The organism is Eubacterium sp. AF19-12LB, from assembly GCF_003479125.1.
Classification (GTDB): domain Bacteria; phylum Bacillota; class Clostridia; order Lachnospirales; family Lachnospiraceae; genus Eubacterium_U; species Eubacterium_U album.
Window position 1 is genome coordinate 66,274 of record NZ_QUGP01000003.1, and the last position, 16,974, is coordinate 83,247.

The 16,974-nt window shown below is 31.7% G+C and carries 16 protein-coding genes, 1 pseudogene and 2 riboswitches; of the genes and pseudogenes, 12 read left to right on the forward strand and 5 right to left on the reverse strand.

Annotated elements, in window-relative coordinates; all coding sequences use genetic code 11:
• Positions 1 to 83 precede the first annotated feature (83 nt).
• Positions 84 to 1,445 (forward strand): hypothetical protein, encoded by a 1,362-nt coding sequence (locus tag DWX29_RS03545; protein ID WP_118565193.1) that lies wholly within the window; start codon positions 84 to 86, stop codon positions 1,443 to 1,445.
• A 521-nt stretch (positions 1,446 to 1,966) separates the two neighbouring features.
• Entirely contained in the window at positions 1,967 to 2,869 is a 903-nt protein-coding gene (locus tag DWX29_RS03550) for an AraC family transcriptional regulator (protein WP_118565194.1), read from the forward strand.
• Positions 2,870 to 3,150: 281 nt separating this feature from the next.
• Here the strand turns inward: DWX29_RS03550 and DWX29_RS03555 are convergent, their stop codons facing one another.
• Positions 3,151 to 3,624 (reverse strand): pyridoxamine 5'-phosphate oxidase family protein, encoded by a 474-nt coding sequence (locus tag DWX29_RS03555; protein ID WP_117909949.1) that lies wholly within the window; start codon positions 3,622 to 3,624, stop codon positions 3,151 to 3,153.
• A gap of 367 nt (positions 3,625 to 3,991) precedes the next feature.
• Here DWX29_RS03555 and DWX29_RS03560 point away from each other — a divergent pair, with 367 nt between their 5' ends.
• The 5 genes and pseudogenes from DWX29_RS03560 (at position 3,992) to bsh (ending at position 8,624) form a co-directional block, all read left to right on the forward strand.
• On the forward strand, positions 3,992 to 4,984 hold the full coding sequence (locus DWX29_RS03560) for a DUF3878 family protein (RefSeq protein ID WP_118565195.1): 993 nt from the start codon (positions 3,992 to 3,994) through the stop codon (positions 4,982 to 4,984).
• A gap of 145 nt (positions 4,985 to 5,129) precedes the next feature.
• Positions 5,130 to 6,269 (forward strand): hypothetical protein, encoded by a 1,140-nt coding sequence (locus DWX29_RS03565; protein ID WP_117909951.1) that lies wholly within the window; start codon positions 5,130 to 5,132, stop codon positions 6,267 to 6,269.
• A gap of 208 nt (positions 6,270 to 6,477) precedes the next feature.
• A complete protein-coding gene (locus DWX29_RS03570; RefSeq protein WP_347497646.1) occupies positions 6,478 to 7,074 on the forward strand; it encodes a hypothetical protein in 597 nt (198 codons plus the stop codon).
• 161 nt (positions 7,075 to 7,235) lie between these two features.
• Positions 7,236 to 7,547, forward strand: a pseudogene (locus tag DWX29_RS03575) (GNAT family N-acetyltransferase); the annotation flags it as partial.
• Between the two features lie 102 nt (positions 7,548 to 7,649).
• Positions 7,650 to 8,624, forward strand: a complete 975-nt coding sequence (gene bsh, locus DWX29_RS03580; RefSeq protein WP_117909953.1) for a choloylglycine hydrolase — start codon at positions 7,650 to 7,652, stop codon at positions 8,622 to 8,624.
• A 235-nt stretch (positions 8,625 to 8,859) separates the two neighbouring features.
• On the opposite strand, the gene DWX29_RS03585 is transcribed toward bsh, so the two are convergent.
• Positions 8,860 to 10,068, reverse strand: a complete 1,209-nt coding sequence (locus DWX29_RS03585; protein ID WP_199522680.1) for a VWA domain-containing protein — start codon at positions 10,066 to 10,068, stop codon at positions 8,860 to 8,862.
• 10 nt (positions 10,069 to 10,078) lie between these two features.
• Positions 10,079 to 10,897 (reverse strand): MoxR family ATPase, encoded by an 819-nt coding sequence (locus DWX29_RS03590; protein ID WP_022088541.1) that lies wholly within the window; start codon positions 10,895 to 10,897, stop codon positions 10,079 to 10,081.
• 378 nt (positions 10,898 to 11,275) lie between these two features.
• On the opposite strand from DWX29_RS03590, the gene DWX29_RS03595 reads away from it, so the two are divergent.
• From DWX29_RS03595 to DWX29_RS03610, 4 genes are all read left to right on the forward strand, one after another.
• On the forward strand, positions 11,276 to 11,572 hold the full coding sequence (locus DWX29_RS03595) for a Dabb family protein (protein ID WP_118565196.1): 297 nt from the start codon (positions 11,276 to 11,278) through the stop codon (positions 11,570 to 11,572).
• A 35-nt stretch (positions 11,573 to 11,607) separates the two neighbouring features.
• Positions 11,608 to 12,624 (forward strand): GDSL-type esterase/lipase family protein, encoded by a 1,017-nt coding sequence (locus tag DWX29_RS03600; protein ID WP_118565197.1) that lies wholly within the window; start codon positions 11,608 to 11,610, stop codon positions 12,622 to 12,624.
• Positions 12,625 to 12,737: 113 nt separating this feature from the next.
• Complete coding sequence (locus DWX29_RS03605; protein WP_022088544.1) at positions 12,738 to 13,796, forward strand: iron-containing alcohol dehydrogenase family protein; 1,059 nt, start codon at positions 12,738 to 12,740, stop codon at positions 13,794 to 13,796.
• Between the two features lie 110 nt (positions 13,797 to 13,906).
• Positions 13,907 to 13,982: riboswitch (cyclic di-GMP riboswitch) on the forward strand.
• Positions 13,983 to 14,085: 103 nt separating this feature from the next.
• Entirely contained in the window at positions 14,086 to 14,439 is a 354-nt protein-coding gene (locus DWX29_RS03610; protein ID WP_022088545.1) for a hypothetical protein, read from the forward strand.
• A gap of 184 nt (positions 14,440 to 14,623) precedes the next feature.
• Here the strand turns inward: DWX29_RS03610 and DWX29_RS03615 are convergent, their stop codons facing one another.
• Complete coding sequence (locus DWX29_RS03615; RefSeq protein WP_118565198.1) at positions 14,624 to 15,799, reverse strand: phosphoribosylaminoimidazolecarboxamide formyltransferase; 1,176 nt, start codon at positions 15,797 to 15,799, stop codon at positions 14,624 to 14,626.
• A 21-nt stretch (positions 15,800 to 15,820) separates the two neighbouring features.
• On the reverse strand, positions 15,821 to 16,534 hold the full coding sequence (locus DWX29_RS03620; protein WP_118565199.1) for an IMP cyclohydrolase: 714 nt from the start codon (positions 16,532 to 16,534) through the stop codon (positions 15,821 to 15,823).
• Positions 16,535 to 16,662: 128 nt separating this feature from the next.
• Positions 16,663 to 16,746: riboswitch (ZMP/ZTP riboswitch) on the reverse strand.
• Positions 16,747 to 16,829: 83 nt separating this feature from the next.
• Here DWX29_RS03620 and DWX29_RS13015 point away from each other — a divergent pair.
• Positions 16,830 to 16,958 (forward strand): hypothetical protein, encoded by a 129-nt coding sequence (locus DWX29_RS13015; protein WP_279218234.1) that lies wholly within the window; start codon positions 16,830 to 16,832, stop codon positions 16,956 to 16,958.
• The last annotated feature ends 16 nt before the right edge of the window (positions 16,959 to 16,974 follow it).

Sequence of the window (16,974 nt, forward strand, 5' to 3'; positions counted from 1 at the left end):
GATATATTATTAATTAATATTATTTTAGGGGATGATTTTATTTATAGGATAGACGAAACAAAATTGATGAAAAATGTATTCTTATGATTCCGGCAATGTTAGATGCACATTTTTCATTGCTAAATTATGCTTTTTATTCTAAAAATTATCATCCGATAATTATAGAAAATGAAGAAGGAATAACAGATATTGGGCTAAAATATGTAAACAATGAAATGTGTTATCCGGCTATTTTGAATAAAAAAGAGGAAAAAATTATGTTAAAAAACGAACGAAAAATTGTAGATATTTTAATTAAATATTCGGATTATTTATTTGTGTTAGCAATAACAATATTATCTATTTATATAAGAAACAGATTGCTTCCAATCGTATCAGGTGATGCCAATTATTTCTTACTACCATGGTATGAAGAAATTAAAAATAGCGGAGGCTTAGATGCACTTTCTAAACAGACAGGTGATTATTGTATTTTGTACCAGACACTAATTGCCTTATTTACATATTTACCGCTTAAACCATTAGTGACATATAAGGTGATATCGTGCATTTTTGATTATTTATTGGCATTAGCATGTGTTATGGTCATTAGAGAATTAACTGAAAATCGTTTGTATATGATTTGGACTTTTGTACTTGTTGTATGTTCATCTATAGTTATATTTAATTCATCGGCATGGGCACAATGCGATTCGATATATGCAACCTTTTGTGCGTGGACAATATATTTTTGTATAAAAGAAAAGTATTCTTTTATGTTTATCGCATATGGGGTTGCTCTTTCATTAAAATTGCAGGCTATATTTTTGCTCCCATTTATTTTTATAATTTATCTGATAAAGAAACAATTTTCTATTATAAAAATTTTTTATGTACCATTTATGATGATTGTTTTAAGTGGTGTTGGAATTATTTATGGTAGAAAAATTTGGGATGTGTTTTTAATTTTTAAAAATCAGACACAGGCTTATAATTCAAGTCTCACATCTAATTATCCGGGATTATGGGCCATATTCTCTACAGAGATGGCAGATTTAAATATAAAATATTCAACTGCTGCTACAATGATATCAATATGCATAATAGGAATGATTTTTTATTATTTAATGAAAAAAATGTCAAACATTAATAAAGAACAAATTTTACAGTTGGCATTTATTTTTGTATACATAGCAGTACTTACTATGCCGCACATGCATGAGAGATATGGATATTTATATGAGATATTTGCAATTATGCTTGCATTGCTTTATAAGCGTACGATTATTCCATGTATTATATTACAATTAATTACATTTTTTACTTATTCATCATATTTATTCAAGCAGGAACATATGCTTACGGTTTTGGCGGTAATAAATATAGGAATATTCATATATTATTTTTGGATATTTTTTGTTCAAAAAGAAAATGAAAAAACTGAAAACCTATGCAATAACAATTAATAAAAGAGGAACAGTGTATGTAACAGTTAAAAGAAGCATTTCCATAATTTGGAGATGCTTCTTTAGGTGAGTTAATGAAATTTCTAACGATGTTTAAAATTTTTTATATAGTTGTGTCGGAAGTTAAGTTATTTCTTAACAGGCACAAGGTCCATAAGTTCTTCATCCCATACATATTCAATATCTTTGTTCATATCTAGGTGCCTCCTTTTTATTTAATAATTTATGAAAGATTTAGTTTCTATAAGTATAATACATAAAAATATGCAAAAATAATACAAATATCAAATTTATATATTATAACAATAGTGCAAAAAAATAAAAATATGTTATAATTATATAAAAATTAATGTAACAATCGAACAATATAAATATAACAATAGTATAAAAAGATTATAACAATAGTACATTTATACAATACATAGATTATTTGACATTAAAGAATATAATAAAAGCTTATTAAACATAAAGCGATAAAAGATATTGGATTATGATTAATTATTACAGGAGATGAGTAAATAATGGAAAAAATTAAAAACATCAGACTTAGAACGGATAATTCGGAAATTATACCATATACCATAGAAAGCATACCAATATATGCAGTGAGAGAGCAACAGTCAAACTATCCTAACATGTGTGGGATAATGCATTGGCATGATGATATTGAATTTATTAGAATTGTCTCAGGTAGAATGAATTATTTAGTAAATGATAATGTAATAGAATTGAACGAAGAAGATATTATATTTGTTAACAGTCAACAGATTCATGGACACAGGCATATTAATTATGAGGAATGTATATTTGATGGAATATTGGTCCCTACAAATGTTTTAGTTTATCCGAAACAATTGGCAGAAAAATACGTAAATCCATTTTTTTACGACTCTAAGTTTTCGAGTTTTGTATTTAGAAAAGGAGACAGAGGTCATGATGAATTGACAAATACATTTAATACAATGATGTCACGATTGGAAAATAAGGTGGATGCTTATGAATTTGATATGGTTGCAGGAGCTTACAAATTAATGTCAGCAATAATAAAGAGATTAAATTGTAGAGGTGTAGAAAGAATCGGAGTGTCACCGTGGACAGATACTCTCCACAAAATGATTGGATATATTCAATCTAATTACAAAAATGCAATAAGTCTTGATGAGATTGCTCAGATGGGAAATGTTAGCAGAAGCCAGTGCTGTAAAATATTTAAAGGAATAATGAATAAAAGTCCGAATGATTATCTTACGGAATATAGGATAAATAAAAGTGTTGATTTAATTTTGGAAACTGATATGAAAATGACGGAAATAGCATATGAATGTGGGTTTAATGGCTCTAGTTATTTTGCGGAAATTTTTAAAAAAATAATGGGTGTAAGTCCTAGAGAATATAGGAAAAAGAAAAGTAATAAAGAGATTTAGAACATAAAAAAGAAATCCAATGTAGCATGGTATCAGATTCTAATTACTGACAAAGAGTGCAATTTTAGAACGGTACCTGTTAATATATGGATTTCTTTTTTTAGTTAATCTTTTATTTGATATGATGTCGGGAAAAAAGCCATCAACTTTGATACCTTTGGATTGTCCCATGCTACGTATTTCCACAATCAGAGAGAAATATTTAATCAGCCAAGAATGTGTATGATTGTCCCATGCTACGCATTCCTACAATATTACCCAATTATAATATTTTACATTAATTAATGAACATTATTTCTTCTTTTACCTGTCATATCAGAAACAACAAGTTTAAAGACAGTAGTGACTTTCATCATATCTGTATTAAATTTGAAGTCTTCTTCGTGATACTGAGCCATAAGAATTTTTAATGCATCAAATTTATCTTCGTCCGGTACAAATTCAATGGTTCCGTGGCCAATGACACTTTCATATCCCATAGTACAAGACATTCTTTCTTCATACATTATAAATCTGTGACCACAATCCATTTCAAATGTGGCTCTGTTATCTTGTCTGATTAAATCCAATTTAGTTCCTTCCTTAGCACAATGGAAATATAGTTCGACTTTATCGCCATCAACATGTAATCCAAAATTAAGAGGTACAATATAAGGAAAATCCTTATCATTAAAGGCAAGTCTGCAACAGTCACACTTGCGGATTATTTCGATTATTTCATTAAAATCTGTTATTTCACGGTCTTTTCTTCTCATAAAAATCACTTAAGTCCTTTCATTTGTATAATTAGAAAAAATAAATTGTATATATATTTTATAACATGGTGTGAAAATATAAAACATATATTTAAGTTGCTTTATGCATTTATGATAAATAATAAATCATTAATTTTATATTAAAATATTACGTAAAAGATATAAAAATTGTACAGACAATACTGTATAATAAATATATAAGATGTTGGGGCAAAAACTTCCAACTTTGATGCCTATGGATTGGTTCGTGCTACGAATAGGTATCGTATATAAAAAGTTATTATTAAATTAAACTTGTTTTATTTTATAAAAATTCGTAAGAATGATAATCATAAAAAGAGATTAATAATAAATTTGGAGAAAAACAATGGAAAATCAAAGCATAGATGTTACAAATGAAAATACAGAATATGAACAGGAAGAACTTGAGACTTTATATAATTTAGAAAGACTGCTAGAATCGGGGCAGTTTGAACTTGTATCAGATAAACCTGAGAATGGAAAAATCAGACTGATATACATAATGAATGATGCAGTGGAAAGCTTTATTGTATTTGACAATGCAAGACTAACAGGCACATATGATAGTAAATTTGAAGGTAGTGTTACAGCTTCACTAACCGGAAATGAAAAAGAATATGTTATGGTAGTACATCAGAATGAATCAGTATTTTCAATATTTTTTCAAAAAATGTACATGGAAAATCATTTATACAACTACGGAAAAATCGGACATTTTTGGGTGAAAGGATACGAATATTTAAGAAATATTGAATATAAGATTGCAATAGTGCGGGACAAAAGGGAATATTTAGGAGAAGAGTATTGCAATAATCAAGAATTAAAATTAGCACATTTGTCGGATTTTCCACCTTTAAATTATTGCTGCTATCCGTCAGTGCCACAAAAATATATTGTTCCAAAAGACGATCCATGGACTCCGTCAAATGAAGCAATTCAGGTAATGTATGATATGGCAGAATTGACTAGAGACAGAAAAATGCAAAGGATGCTGAAATTTTATAAAAATCATCCTGAAAAATGTGTCGCAAAAATTATAGCTTCTATGTTACATAGAAATTCTCACAAAGAATTGGTTGATTATTTGATAAATATATTTGTGAAAGCGTCGGAAAATTATCCTGTGAGAAATTTTGGAAAAGAAAATGAAAAATTAGAAAAATATATAAAGAAAGCAGAACAGTTAAAGGAAGAGTTAAGTAAAGATGGAATTGAGGCATCCGTCATTACTGAAGAACCTTTTGTTGGGGTAAAAGACTCAATAGAATTTAAAGTATATTTGATGATTTGGAAAAAAGGAGTGTTAAATCGAAAGGTCGAATTAAGAAGAATTGTGTAAATAGGTTATTTATTCAAATTTAACAATCAAATAACATTTTTCAGATAAAATTAAGAAAATTTTAACAACAAAATTGCATTCTTTTATTGAAATAAAAACGTTTTCGATATATGATTAGAGTAACAAATTGAAAAGGAGAAGAAAAATGAGAAAGTTATTTAAACAGATTACTGCAGTAGCTATGTCAGCAACAATGATTATTGGTGCAGCAGGAGTTACATCAGCAGCAGTTGCACAGGGAACTAACGTATCACAGAATGAATGGACATCATATTCTCTTCATACAAGAGAAGACAATGGTGAATGGGAAGACAAGTTAATTAAAGATGGTCAGAGTTACATGAACACAGCTAATGCTTACAAGAGTTATGGTGAAAATGCATCTTTAACAGCTAAGACAGCTTCATCATTTACAATGAATGTTGTAAGTACAGGATGGAGTGCTAACTGGAATCCATTCACAGGAAAAGTTACACAGTCTAATCCATGGGGAGTTACAGCAACTCAGATTATGAACGTTGAAAGAGGAAGATATTACAATCTTTCATTCAAGATTAAGAGTACATTATCAAATGAACTTACAAAGACAGTAGAAAGAGCTGATGGTACAGCTTATAATGAAGGAACAGGAAAATATAACTATGTTAAACATGTTCACTTCAAAGTATTTGATAATAATGATAAAGATGGTGCTGCATTAGATTTAACAAATTTAACAGCAACAATTGGTGGCGCAAGTGTTCTTACAACAGGCGATGCTAACATCAACAAAGATTTCTCATCATTTATCGCACTTGATAGCAAGAATACAGCAGATGACGGATGGGTTACAGTAACAGCATCATTTATGATTCCATCACTTAAGTCAGAATACCAGAGTGGAGTTAAAAATCCTACAGTAGGTGTTAAATTTGCATTCGGTGCATTATTAAGAGAATATGAAGATGAAAACAACATGAGTGGTACAATCGAAGTAAAAGATTTCTCTGTTGTAGCTGATATTATGTCACCTTCACAGGTTAAAGTTACAAAAGTAACACCTAAGAAGAAAGCTATGGTTGTAAAGTTTAAGAAATCAAGCGGAGCAAAAAAATATGAAGTTCAGTATTCATTAAAGAAGAACATGAAAGCTGCAAAGGTTAAGACAACAAAGAAGACATCAATCAAAATTAAGAAATTAAAAGCAAAGAAAACATATTATGTAAGAGTAAGAAGTTACTTTGAAAACAATGGCAAGAAGATTTACAGTCCATACTCAGCAAAGAAGAAAGTTACAATTAAATAATTTTACTTAATAAAAAAGGGACGTTGAGCTAAAAAGATTAGTTCAGCGTCTCTTTTTTGTATTCATTGCCCAATATGGTGTAATTCAGGTCTTAGTATGAATGGTAACCAATATCTACATTTTTTGTTATGTGCAGTAAATCTCATTTCAACACTTTTATCTTAATTAAACATATAATAAATATTATCAGAAATATAATATGAGGTTTATGGTGGATAGTAATGTAAATGGACTTATGTTTCAATTAGGAAATATAATGAGAATAGATAATGGGTTTGTTGAAGAATCGGTATGTTTTAATACTGCGGGAGGCTACATTGTAGTTTCATATAATGATACATCAATGGGAAGAAACAATAGGCAGCAGGTCAGATTAAATATAAATAGAAATACAAAAATTATTAACTTTAGAGGACAAAATTTATGTACTTGTTGCATACAGGAAGGTATGTGGATTAATGCAATTTTTTCAGGTGCTATGACAAGAAGTATTCCACCACAGGCAAATGCATTTTTAATTATTGTACAGGGAAGAAGTCAGCAATCGGTTAGCTCAGTAACAATAGACAGAATTGCATCTATAGATTTGGAGAACAGCTCTTTTTATACGGGAAATAGAAATGATATTAATTCACAAACGAGATTTATCGTAAATAATAATACAGTTATAACAGACAGAGAAGGAAACAGAATCAGATTACGAAACTTAAGACCGGGACAATTAGTTAGAATAAATCATGCAAATTTCCAGACGGCAAGCATTCCACCACAGACAACAGCGTTTTCGGTTCAGGTGTTGCAATAGGGAGAAAAATACTGGAACTGAGCAATAAAGTATGATAAAATCGATATAGGTTTTACAAATTGGGATGAGCATAAAAATAATAATTAATGATGGCAGAATCACCCTACATATTGGCAGATATGTAGGGGTTTTTTATGAATGGAAGAATTGAATGATGAAAAAAAATTTTAGGCTTATACATTCTGCATCCAAATAATGTAGGAAGATGCGGACATATCTGTAACGCAAGTTACACAGTATCATCAAAAAGCAGAGGATTGCATATTGGAGAAAAACTAGTAAAAGACTGCATTTTAAAAGCTTACGATAATGGCTATAAAGTGCTTCAGTTTAATGCTGTAGTGGCAACAAATGTACATGCAAGACATTTATACGAACGTGTTGGATTTAAACAATTGGGTATAATACCTAATGGATTCAGATTGAAAAATGGGAAATATGAAGACATATGTCCATATTATATTGAAGTGTAATAATTTTTGAACCATTACTGGCTCCAAGCAGTGGAACATCCTAAAATTAAACTTACCTATTTTACAAATTAAATATTATAAGTAGAAAATGGAGGAAATTATATGTGTACAGCAGCAACATATAAGACAAAAGATTTTTATTTTGGCAGAACACTTGATTACGAATTTTCTTATAATGAGGAAGTTACGATTACACCAAGAAACTATAAATTGAAATTCAGACATGGAATTGAGGCAAAAAATAATTATGCAATTATTGGAATGGCATTTGTTGTAAATGATTATCCTTTATATTATGATGCGATAAATGAAAAAGGATTAGGAATGGCAGGACTCAATTTCGTAGGAAATGCTGTGTACAGTGAAGTAAAATCTGACACTAAAAATGTAGCACAATACGAATTTATACCATGGATACTTAGACAATGTGAATCAGTAAAAGAGGCACGAAAAGTATTAAGTGAAATGAATTTAGTAGGAACTCAGTTTAGCGAGCAATTGCCGGCGGCAAGTCTTCACTGGATTATAGCAGATGCAAATGAAGCAATAACAGTTGAATCAACTGAATCGGGATTACATGTATATGACAATCCGGTAGGGGTATTGACTAATAATCCACCATTTGAACAGCAGATGTTTCAACTTAACAATTACATGCATTTATCATCAAAACAACCGACTAACAGTTTCTCAGATAATTTGCAACTTAATTCATATAGCAGAGGAATGGGTGCAATTGGAATGCCGGGAGATTTGTCTTCAGGGTCAAGATTTGTAAGAGTAGCGTTTACAAAAATGAATTCCAAATCAGGGGAAACGGAAAATGAGAGTGTTAGTCAGTTCTTTCATATTTTAGGTTCAGTTGAACAACAAAGAGGATGTTGTGAAGTAGATGAGGGTAAATACGAAATAACTATTTATACTTCATGCTGCAATGCGACAAAGGGAATTTACTATTACACTACTTATGAAAATAATCAGATTACTGCAGTTGATATGCATAAGGAAAATCTTGAAGGGGAAAGCCTTGTGAGATATCCTTTAATACAGGGACAGCAGATAAAAATGCAGAATTAACAGATGAAGTGTATGTGCCCACGGCCATAGGTTCAGTATAAATTAAAGTAAAAATAAAATTACGGATAATATTTCAAATTGAAAAATTATCCGTAATTTGGTTTACATAATTTAATTGTAGAATTCAAAATAATTAAATTACTAAAATATATTACGGACGAAAATTGATTTAATATTATCCGTAAATCAAGTCCGACTTACACAATCACAAGTCGTCAGACGCATCCACGAGCCTTTATTTCTTCTTATCATACATAAGTGTTTTAATGCCACGCTTAAGTCCATCAACAGTTAAAGGAAACATATCGATGTTTTCGCGAATTACTCTTTCAGATTCCATCCAGTACATATTGTTCAAATCTCCATAGTGATATGAAGGATTTAACCAAATGCTGTGTGGATATTTCTTCTTAAAAAGTTCAATCCATTCCTTACCTGAAAGTCCACCGTTTGGACCACTGTAATTACCGTTTTTATCTTTGAATTCTTCAGGTGCCATACCTGCATCGCCAACAATAATTACTTTATAATCCTTATCATAATTTCTAAATGCCCATGTAGTATCTATCCAGTCACCACTTGCGCATTCAGGTGTTTTATATAATTTAGCATAAATACAATTGTGGAAGTAAAAAGTTTTTACATCCTTAAAATGATTAGCTTTATGCACAGCCTGAAAAAGCTCGTTACACAAAGAACTATAAGGATACATCGAACCACCACTGTCAAATAAAAGCATAAGCTTTACAGTATTTTTTCTTGGCTGTTGAAATTCTAATTTTAAATAACCACCCTGATTACAGGTTGAATTAATTGTTCCGTCGATATCAAGTTCAGTTTTTGGCAAATCAAGTTTTCTTGAATATTGGCGAAGTTCACGGAAAGCAACCTGAAACTGTCGCATTGTAAGTTTTGTATCACGTCTGAAATCTTTATAACGTCTTTCGCCCATAACAGTGAAAGCAGTTTTCATTCCGGCTTCATTTCCTAACTGAATACCACCGGCTACGTGACCTCTTTTACCAAATTCAGAGCCACCGCCCATACCAATCCAGTAAGTTCCACCGTGATGCTCAGTTTTCTGTTCACCAAGTCGTTCCTCAAATTTACGATGAACTTCCTTGGCTTCACGCTCGGTACGCTTGTCTATATATTTGCTTGGGTAAGTTTTCTTGCCCGTTTCAACATCATTGTGCAGCCATGCATCAATTTTACTCATATCAAAAGAATTATCTTTTATATCGTTAAAATATTCCTGAAAGGCAATATCAAATTTGTCATAATCACCTTCGCTTTTAACTAAAATTGTACGGCAAAGATAATAAAAATCAGTAAAATTTGAATGGGCCAAATCTTTATCAAGTGCGTCCATAAGCATAAGCCATTCGGTGGTAGAAATGTTTAATCCGTGATTTTTCAATACATAGAAAAAGTCAGTAAACATAAATTCCCTCCTATAAGCTCATCTGTTTTATTGTTTCTAAATCTTCATCCTTCTTAATTAAAACACCAAGATATGGAAGTGTTTTCTCAATAGAATCAGGGTCAACGCCACCAATCATAAGAGCTCTAATCCAATCTATAAATTCAGATGTGCTAGGTTTCTTTCTAACATCTCTAATACTTCTAATCCAGTAAAATGTTTTCATTGCCTGCTCAAGCAAATGTTCTTCTAAATTTTCAAAATGAGCATTAACAATCTGTCTCATTAAATCTGCATTTGGAAATGAAATATAGTGGAAAATACAACGACGTAAAAATGCGTCAGGAAGTTCCTTTTCAGCATTTGAAGTAATGATAACTATAGGACGGATTTTTGCCTTAACAGTTTCTTTAGTTTCATTAATATAAAATTCCATTTTATCAAGTTCCCAAAGAAGATCGTTAGGAAATTCCAAATCAGCCTTATCTATTTCATCAATTAATAAAATAACCTGCTCCTCTTTTTTGAAGGCTTCTCCAAGTTTTCCAAGTTTGATATATCTGCTGATATCATCCACACCATCTACACCAAACTGGCTGTCATATAATCTTTGAATTGTATCGTAAATATATAAACCGTCCTGAGCTTTAGTTGTAGATTTTATGTTCCAAATTAATAATTCTTTGTCGAGAGCTTTAGCAACTGCCTCAGCAAGCATAGTTTTACCTGTTCCCGGTTCTCCCTTAACTAGCAAAGGCTTTTGAAGCTTTGTTGCAACCTCAACTGCTGCTAATAAATCGTCAGATGCTACATAAGTATCAGTCCCGGTAAATTTTGTTTCTGCTGCCATATTAAAATATCCTTTCCGTAAATAAGTATAATTTCATTTATATTTCAATCTGACAAAATTAACAGAATTACGCTTGTGCAACTTGTCACTCGCAACAGTTCTAAATCTTCAACATGTAGTTTGAATTTCAAACGATGGTTTCATTCAAACTACATATATGTCGATTTGAACCAGCGACGACAAATGCAATTTTGCTAAATTTTGTCAGATTAAAAATGTAATGATATTGACCTTAAATTTTAATTAATTCTTAATAATAAATTTATCGTTTTCAAAAGTTATAGTACCATAATGAAAATATGAATGTCTACAACAATTGAAAAAACTATTTAGGTCGGTTACAATGGTGTGGAAAGAATAAATTTTAGGAGGCATGAAATGGTAAAGCATATTATTTTATGGAAGTTAAAGGAAACATTAACAGAAGAAGAAAAGATACAGGCGAAGAAAGATATAAAGGAAAATTTAGAAGCATTAGAAGGACAGATTGACGGATTGTTAAAAATGAACATCCGAATAGAATATTTGCCATCTTCATCTGCTGATATAATGATGGATAGTGAATTTGAAAATGAGTATGCATTGAAGGCATATCAGACACATCCAAAACATCAGCATGTTGCAAACACATATGTAAGACCTAATGTTGAAACAAGACTTAGTATGGATTTTTAGACATTGCTATTTTATCAGAAAGGTGGATTATAATTATGAAAAAATTTATTACTTTTACATGGGCATGCACAATAGCACTTATTTTGGCAGGAATGTGTGAAATGAGTTCATTTGACAATGAAATTCAAAAATATTCATGTGTAAAAAATGTTAAGGCTGAAACTGTTAAAAATCAAAAAAAGAACCAGACAATTGTTTTAAATGCACCAACAATTACGGTAAAGAATAAAACTGAAAAACAGGTTAAGATTAAATGGAATCGTGTAAAAAAAGCGAATAGTTACAAAGTATACAGAGCTACAACAAAGGGTGGAACTTATAGCCTTCTTACATCAACAACTGCCAGAAATTACGTGGATACAAATACAGTAGGCGGTCAAAAATACTACTATAAAGTGCAGGCTGTAAGAACAGTTGCCGGAAGCATGGGAGAAAGCAGTCTTTCAAAGGCTAAATATGTAAAGGCTGCAACTAAAGATTTAAGTATTGTAGTTGCAGGAGAATGCTATGTTGAAGGAATTGAACTTTGGGCAAAGAATCAGTATCCAAAGGGAACACATTTTATAAGTAGTGTAGGTGTAAGTAGTTCAGGATTTATAAATTCAAAGAAATTTAAAGTTAATGGAAAAAGTGCTACAGGTATAGAAAAAGTTGCATCATATAATCCTGACAGAGTATATTTTTTAATAGGAATGAATGAATCAGGTACTGACAATACAACTCCTACAATCAACAATTTTAAAACGATGATAAATAAACTTAAAAAGAAAAATAAAAATGTACAGATAGTCCTTCTTCCAATAGCACCAACGGGCAAAAGAAGTACTGCAAATGTGCCAAAGAAATCACAGCGTTTGAAATTTAATAAAGCGTACTCAGATTTGGCAGCAGCAACAGATAATGTATATTATTATGATTACACAGGTTTGTTTGATGATGGAAAAGGATATTTGAAATCATCATGTGATGGCGGTGACGGATGCCATTGGACATCAACAGCAACAATTAATTTTTCAAAGAGCCTGATGGATTGGTCAAAGAATAATTTATAGAAAATATAAAATTTATTATGCCGGGAAATATTTGAAATCATTATATATTGGATAGGTTTTAGATTAATGTTCCCGGCATAAATAATATTAAGTTAATCAAAGGAGTCACAATAATGGGTGGTAGTCATATAGCAATACCTACAATTTTGAAAGTCGGAAAAGGAACATTAGAAAATCTTGGTACTTATATTAAATCGAGTGGAATGTCTAATGCCGTAATATATTTTGGAAATGATTTAATAGACATGTTTGGTGAAACAGTAATGAAGTCACTTAAAGATGCAGGAGTCAATGTGCTTGGCTACAGAGAAATGGATTCAATTAAAATAGAAGAATTGATAGGGATTGCATTTGATATTGATTCTAAAGCACAGGTTGTAGTAGGTATTGGTGGTGGTAAAGTTATTGACGGTGCAAAATATGCCGCATATCTTAGAAAATTACCATTTATAAGCGTGCCTACTTCAGCATCCAGTGATGGCTTTTCAAGTGCCAGTGCATCACTTCTTGTTAATGGAAGACGTACATCGGTTCCGGCAAGAATGGCATATGGAATTGTTGCCGACACACAGATAATAAAAAGTGCTCCTGAAAAATTTATTTATTCAGGAATTGGAGATATGGTATCAAAAATTACGGCACTTTATGACTGGGTGTATGAAGATCAAAAAGGTTATACAGAGTTAAATGATTTTGCAATGATGATTGCAAAAAAGGCTGTAAATAGTTTTGTAAGAACACCGTTTGAAAGTATTAAAGATGATTTGTTCTTAAAAGAGTTGTTAGACTCGCTTGCAATGAGTGGAATCGCAAATGAAATTGCAGGAGGAAGTGCACCTACAAGTGGAAGTGAACATTTGATTTCACATGCTCTTGATAAAATGCTTCCTGTACCACAATTACACGGAGTCCAGGTTGGCATTGCAACTTATCTAATGAGCGTTGTTCAGAATCACAGATATAAGAGAGTAAATACAATATTTACCGATACGGGATTTTGGAATTTTGTTGAGAAATTAGACTTGGATATCAAAGACTATGAAAAGGCAATAGATATGGCACCTTCAATAAAGCCTCACAGACATACTTATTTACATGAAAAAGAATATAGAGATTTGGCAAAGAAGGTATTATATGAAGATGAAAGATTGAAAAAGGTATTTCATATTTAAAGAAATTTTTATAGTAAACGTGAATTTGTATAGACAAATTCACGAAAACTGTAAACAAATTGTAAATCGCATTGTATATATCAAAAAAAGCGATATACTATAAATATAGTAAATATATTTAGCAAAGCAGGTGAAAACCTGTGACGCAAAGCTATAGGGCCTTTAAAATGGCAGCCAGTTGCACTTTATTAGTCTTGGTGTGCTGTGCCCAAGACTTTTTTTGTACAACAGTCTAGCTTTATTCGTAAAAAGCAAAGTATATTGAACATCTTATTCTAAAGGAGGAAAAATGAATAAAGAGTTGTTAACACAAGCGGGAATTGATGTTAACGATGGAATAAGAAGATTTAATGACAAGGAGGATTTGTATGAAAGATTTTTGTTTACATTCCCAAAGGATGTAAACTACGACATAATGTGTGAAGCAATTAGCAAAGGAGACGCAGAACAGGCTTTTCAGGCAGCGAATGCATTGAAGGGGATTACAGGTAACTTAAGTTTAAACCAGTTGTATAATCATATTATTCCATTAGTCGATTCTCTAAAGAAAAGAAGAATGGAGAAGGTAAATGAACTTCTTGAGGTGGTTTCAGTGGATTATGACAAAGTTATTAAAGCGTTATCTACTAATGATAAAAAATAAAAAGTGGACAGGTCATCTTATCTTTATATTTTTTATTGAACAAAGAAATCCGGCAGACGGTTAAGTGCTGCCGGATTTCTTTGCTTTTATATATTTATTTAGTTGAAATGATTTATTCAAATTACAAAATTTTATAATTAAATAATAGTAATCTGTCATTAAATTTCATTACAGAAATAATATTTTAGTGATGGAATAAACGGATTCCTGTAAAGCTCATTACCATATTATGTCTGTTACAAGCATCGATAACATCTTGATCACGAATTGAACCACCCGGCTGTGCAACATATTTAACACCGCTCTTAGCAGCTCTTTCGATATTGTCATCGAATGGGAAGAATGCATCAGAACCAAGTGTAATATCTGAAGCCTGAGCTAACCATGCCTGTTTTTCTTCTTTTGTAAATACAGGTGGTTTTTCTGTGAAGATACTTTCCCATTTACCATCTGCAAGAACATCCATATAATCTTCACCAATGTAAAGGTCGATTGCATTATCTCTGTTAGCACGTTTCATACCTTCAATAAATGGAAGGTTAAGTACCTGTGGTGCCTGACGAAGTAACCAGTTATCAGCCTTCTGTCCGGCTAATCTTACACAGTGAATTCTTGACTGCTGTCCTGCACCTACACCTATTGCCTGACCGTTTTTAACGAAACATACTGAGTTAGACTGAGTATATTTTAATGTAATCATAGCAATTGCCATGTCAATTTTAGCTTTTTCAGGAAGGTCTTTGTTTTCAGTAACAATATTGTCAAAGAAATGTTCATCAATATTTAAGTCGTTACGTCCCTGTTCAAATGTAACACCAAATACTTCTTTATGTTCAATTGGAGCAGGTTCATAATCAGGGTCAATCTGAATAATCGCGTAACTTCCTTTTTTCTTTCCTTTTAACATTTCTAAAGCTTCAGGTTCATAACCCGGAGCGATAATTCCATCTGAGAATTCTCTCTTAATGATTGCTGCTGTAGAAACATCACAAACATCAGAAAGAGCAATGAAGTCACCATATGAAGACATTCTGTCAGCACCTCTGGCTCTTGCATAAGCGCTGGCAAGTGGTGATAATTCTCCTAAATCATCAACCCAATAAATCTTTGATTCGATTTCACTTAAAGGAAGACCAACAGCAGCTCCGGCAGGTGATACATGCTTAAAAGAAGTAGCAGCAGGAAGTCCTGTAGCTTTCTTTAATTCTCTAACTAACTGCCAACCATTGAAAGCATCAAGGAAATTGATGTATCCCGGTTTTCCGTTAAGAACTTCGATAGGAAGTTCACCTTCATTCATAAATATTCTTGATGGCTTCTGATTTGGATTACAACCATATTTTAATTCTAATTCTTTCATTATAAATCTCCAATCTTTAAATTATTTATTCTTGTTAATAATCTTAGTTTCGTATTTCCCTGTTTCAATATCGATATATCTTACAAATAAAGAAACTTTGTTATCTTTATTTAAATTGTTCCAAAGCATATCTGTGAATTCGTTCATATCATCTTTAATTGAAACAAGCTTTGGTTCACCTTCAAAACTTGGAAGCGGATTTCCATCATGCATATATGTATGAATAAAGTGACCTTCTCCATTTACAGGATTTTCATATGTAAATGTGTATCTGTTGCATGCATCAGGGTTACCGTTGTTGCTCTTTAAAATAGACATTGCATAGTTATAAGAACCGTCTTCAACCTGCATAATTCCTGAAATTCTAGGAGTATAGTTAGGACCGTCAGGTTCAAATTCTCTTGTTCTTAATGACTGTTCAAAAGTCTGACCTTTATCCATTAATTCGTAAACAGTATCTGTCTGGTCGCCATTTGTAACAATTGTTTTGTTACCAAGAACACGAACAGGAGCATAGATAATAAGACTTGGGTCTACTAATTTAGAAGGGTCAAATGCCTGAGTACGGATTCCTTCGCCATCTTCGACAAAAACTCTGTTTCTGCTGTTTTCGCTTCTTCCCATGATGAAATAAGCTGTTACTGCGTATTTGCCATTAGGAGTTTTACCGATTACGATTCCTCTTCCAGGGTACGCATTTTCTTTTAATTCATTTTCAAGTGATAACATCTGCATAGTGTTTCTCCTTTATAAAAAATTTTTTCTTTGGTTTCCAAATATAGAAAGGTAAGCAAGGTGCCTTATAAGACATAGCATACGCAAATCCTGCCAAATGGGTATAAAAAAACCACCTGGGAAACCTAAATGGTTGCCCAGGCGGTCGGCTTCGATACATCTCCATACTCCCTGTGAGTGCTCTCACTTATCCGCCAGTCGTATGGAATCTAAATTTAGAATAAACCATTTGATAAAGAATTTCAACACCTTTAGAAAGAAAATTGAAACAAAATCGATTAGAATATGTGATATAATGAGCGGGGAAAGCGAAAAGCTACTTGTAGCTTTACAGCGAACGGCAAATTGCGATAATGATAGACACGGAAGCAGCAAAGCTACGAATTATGATATAATGAAAAATACAAATAAAGATAAAGATTAACGGAGAAGGTAAATAT

Coding starts and splice junctions, on each gene's coding strand:
- DWX29_RS03545 (WP_118565193.1), top strand. CDS start 84: ATGATTCCGGCAATGTTAGATGCACATTTTTCATTGCTAAATTATGCT.
- DWX29_RS03550 (WP_118565194.1), top strand. CDS start 1,967: ATGGAAAAAATTAAAAACATCAGACTTAGAACGGATAATTCGGAAATT.
- DWX29_RS03555 (WP_117909949.1), bottom strand. CDS start 3,624: ATGAGAAGAAAAGACCGTGAAATAACAGATTTTAATGAAATAATCGAA.
- DWX29_RS03560 (WP_118565195.1), top strand. CDS start 3,992: ATGGAAAATCAAAGCATAGATGTTACAAATGAAAATACAGAATATGAA.
- DWX29_RS03565 (WP_117909951.1), top strand. CDS start 5,130: ATGAGAAAGTTATTTAAACAGATTACTGCAGTAGCTATGTCAGCAACA.
- DWX29_RS03570 (WP_347497646.1), top strand. CDS start 6,478: ATGGTGGATAGTAATGTAAATGGACTTATGTTTCAATTAGGAAATATA.
- bsh (WP_117909953.1), top strand. CDS start 7,650: ATGTGTACAGCAGCAACATATAAGACAAAAGATTTTTATTTTGGCAGA.
- DWX29_RS03585 (WP_199522680.1), bottom strand. CDS start 10,068: ATGTTTACTGACTTTTTCTATGTATTGAAAAATCACGGATTAAACATT.
- DWX29_RS03590 (WP_022088541.1), bottom strand. CDS start 10,897: ATGGCAGCAGAAACAAAATTTACCGGGACTGATACTTATGTAGCATCT.
- DWX29_RS03595 (WP_118565196.1), top strand. CDS start 11,276: ATGGTAAAGCATATTATTTTATGGAAGTTAAAGGAAACATTAACAGAA.
- DWX29_RS03600 (WP_118565197.1), top strand. CDS start 11,608: ATGAAAAAATTTATTACTTTTACATGGGCATGCACAATAGCACTTATT.
- DWX29_RS03605 (WP_022088544.1), top strand. CDS start 12,738: ATGGGTGGTAGTCATATAGCAATACCTACAATTTTGAAAGTCGGAAAA.
- DWX29_RS03610 (WP_022088545.1), top strand. CDS start 14,086: ATGAATAAAGAGTTGTTAACACAAGCGGGAATTGATGTTAACGATGGA.
- DWX29_RS03615 (WP_118565198.1), bottom strand. CDS start 15,799: ATGAAAGAATTAGAATTAAAATATGGTTGTAATCCAAATCAGAAGCCA.
- DWX29_RS03620 (WP_118565199.1), bottom strand. CDS start 16,534: ATGCAGATGTTATCACTTGAAAATGAATTAAAAGAAAATGCGTACCCT.
- DWX29_RS13015 (WP_279218234.1), top strand. CDS start 16,830: ATGAGCGGGGAAAGCGAAAAGCTACTTGTAGCTTTACAGCGAACGGCA.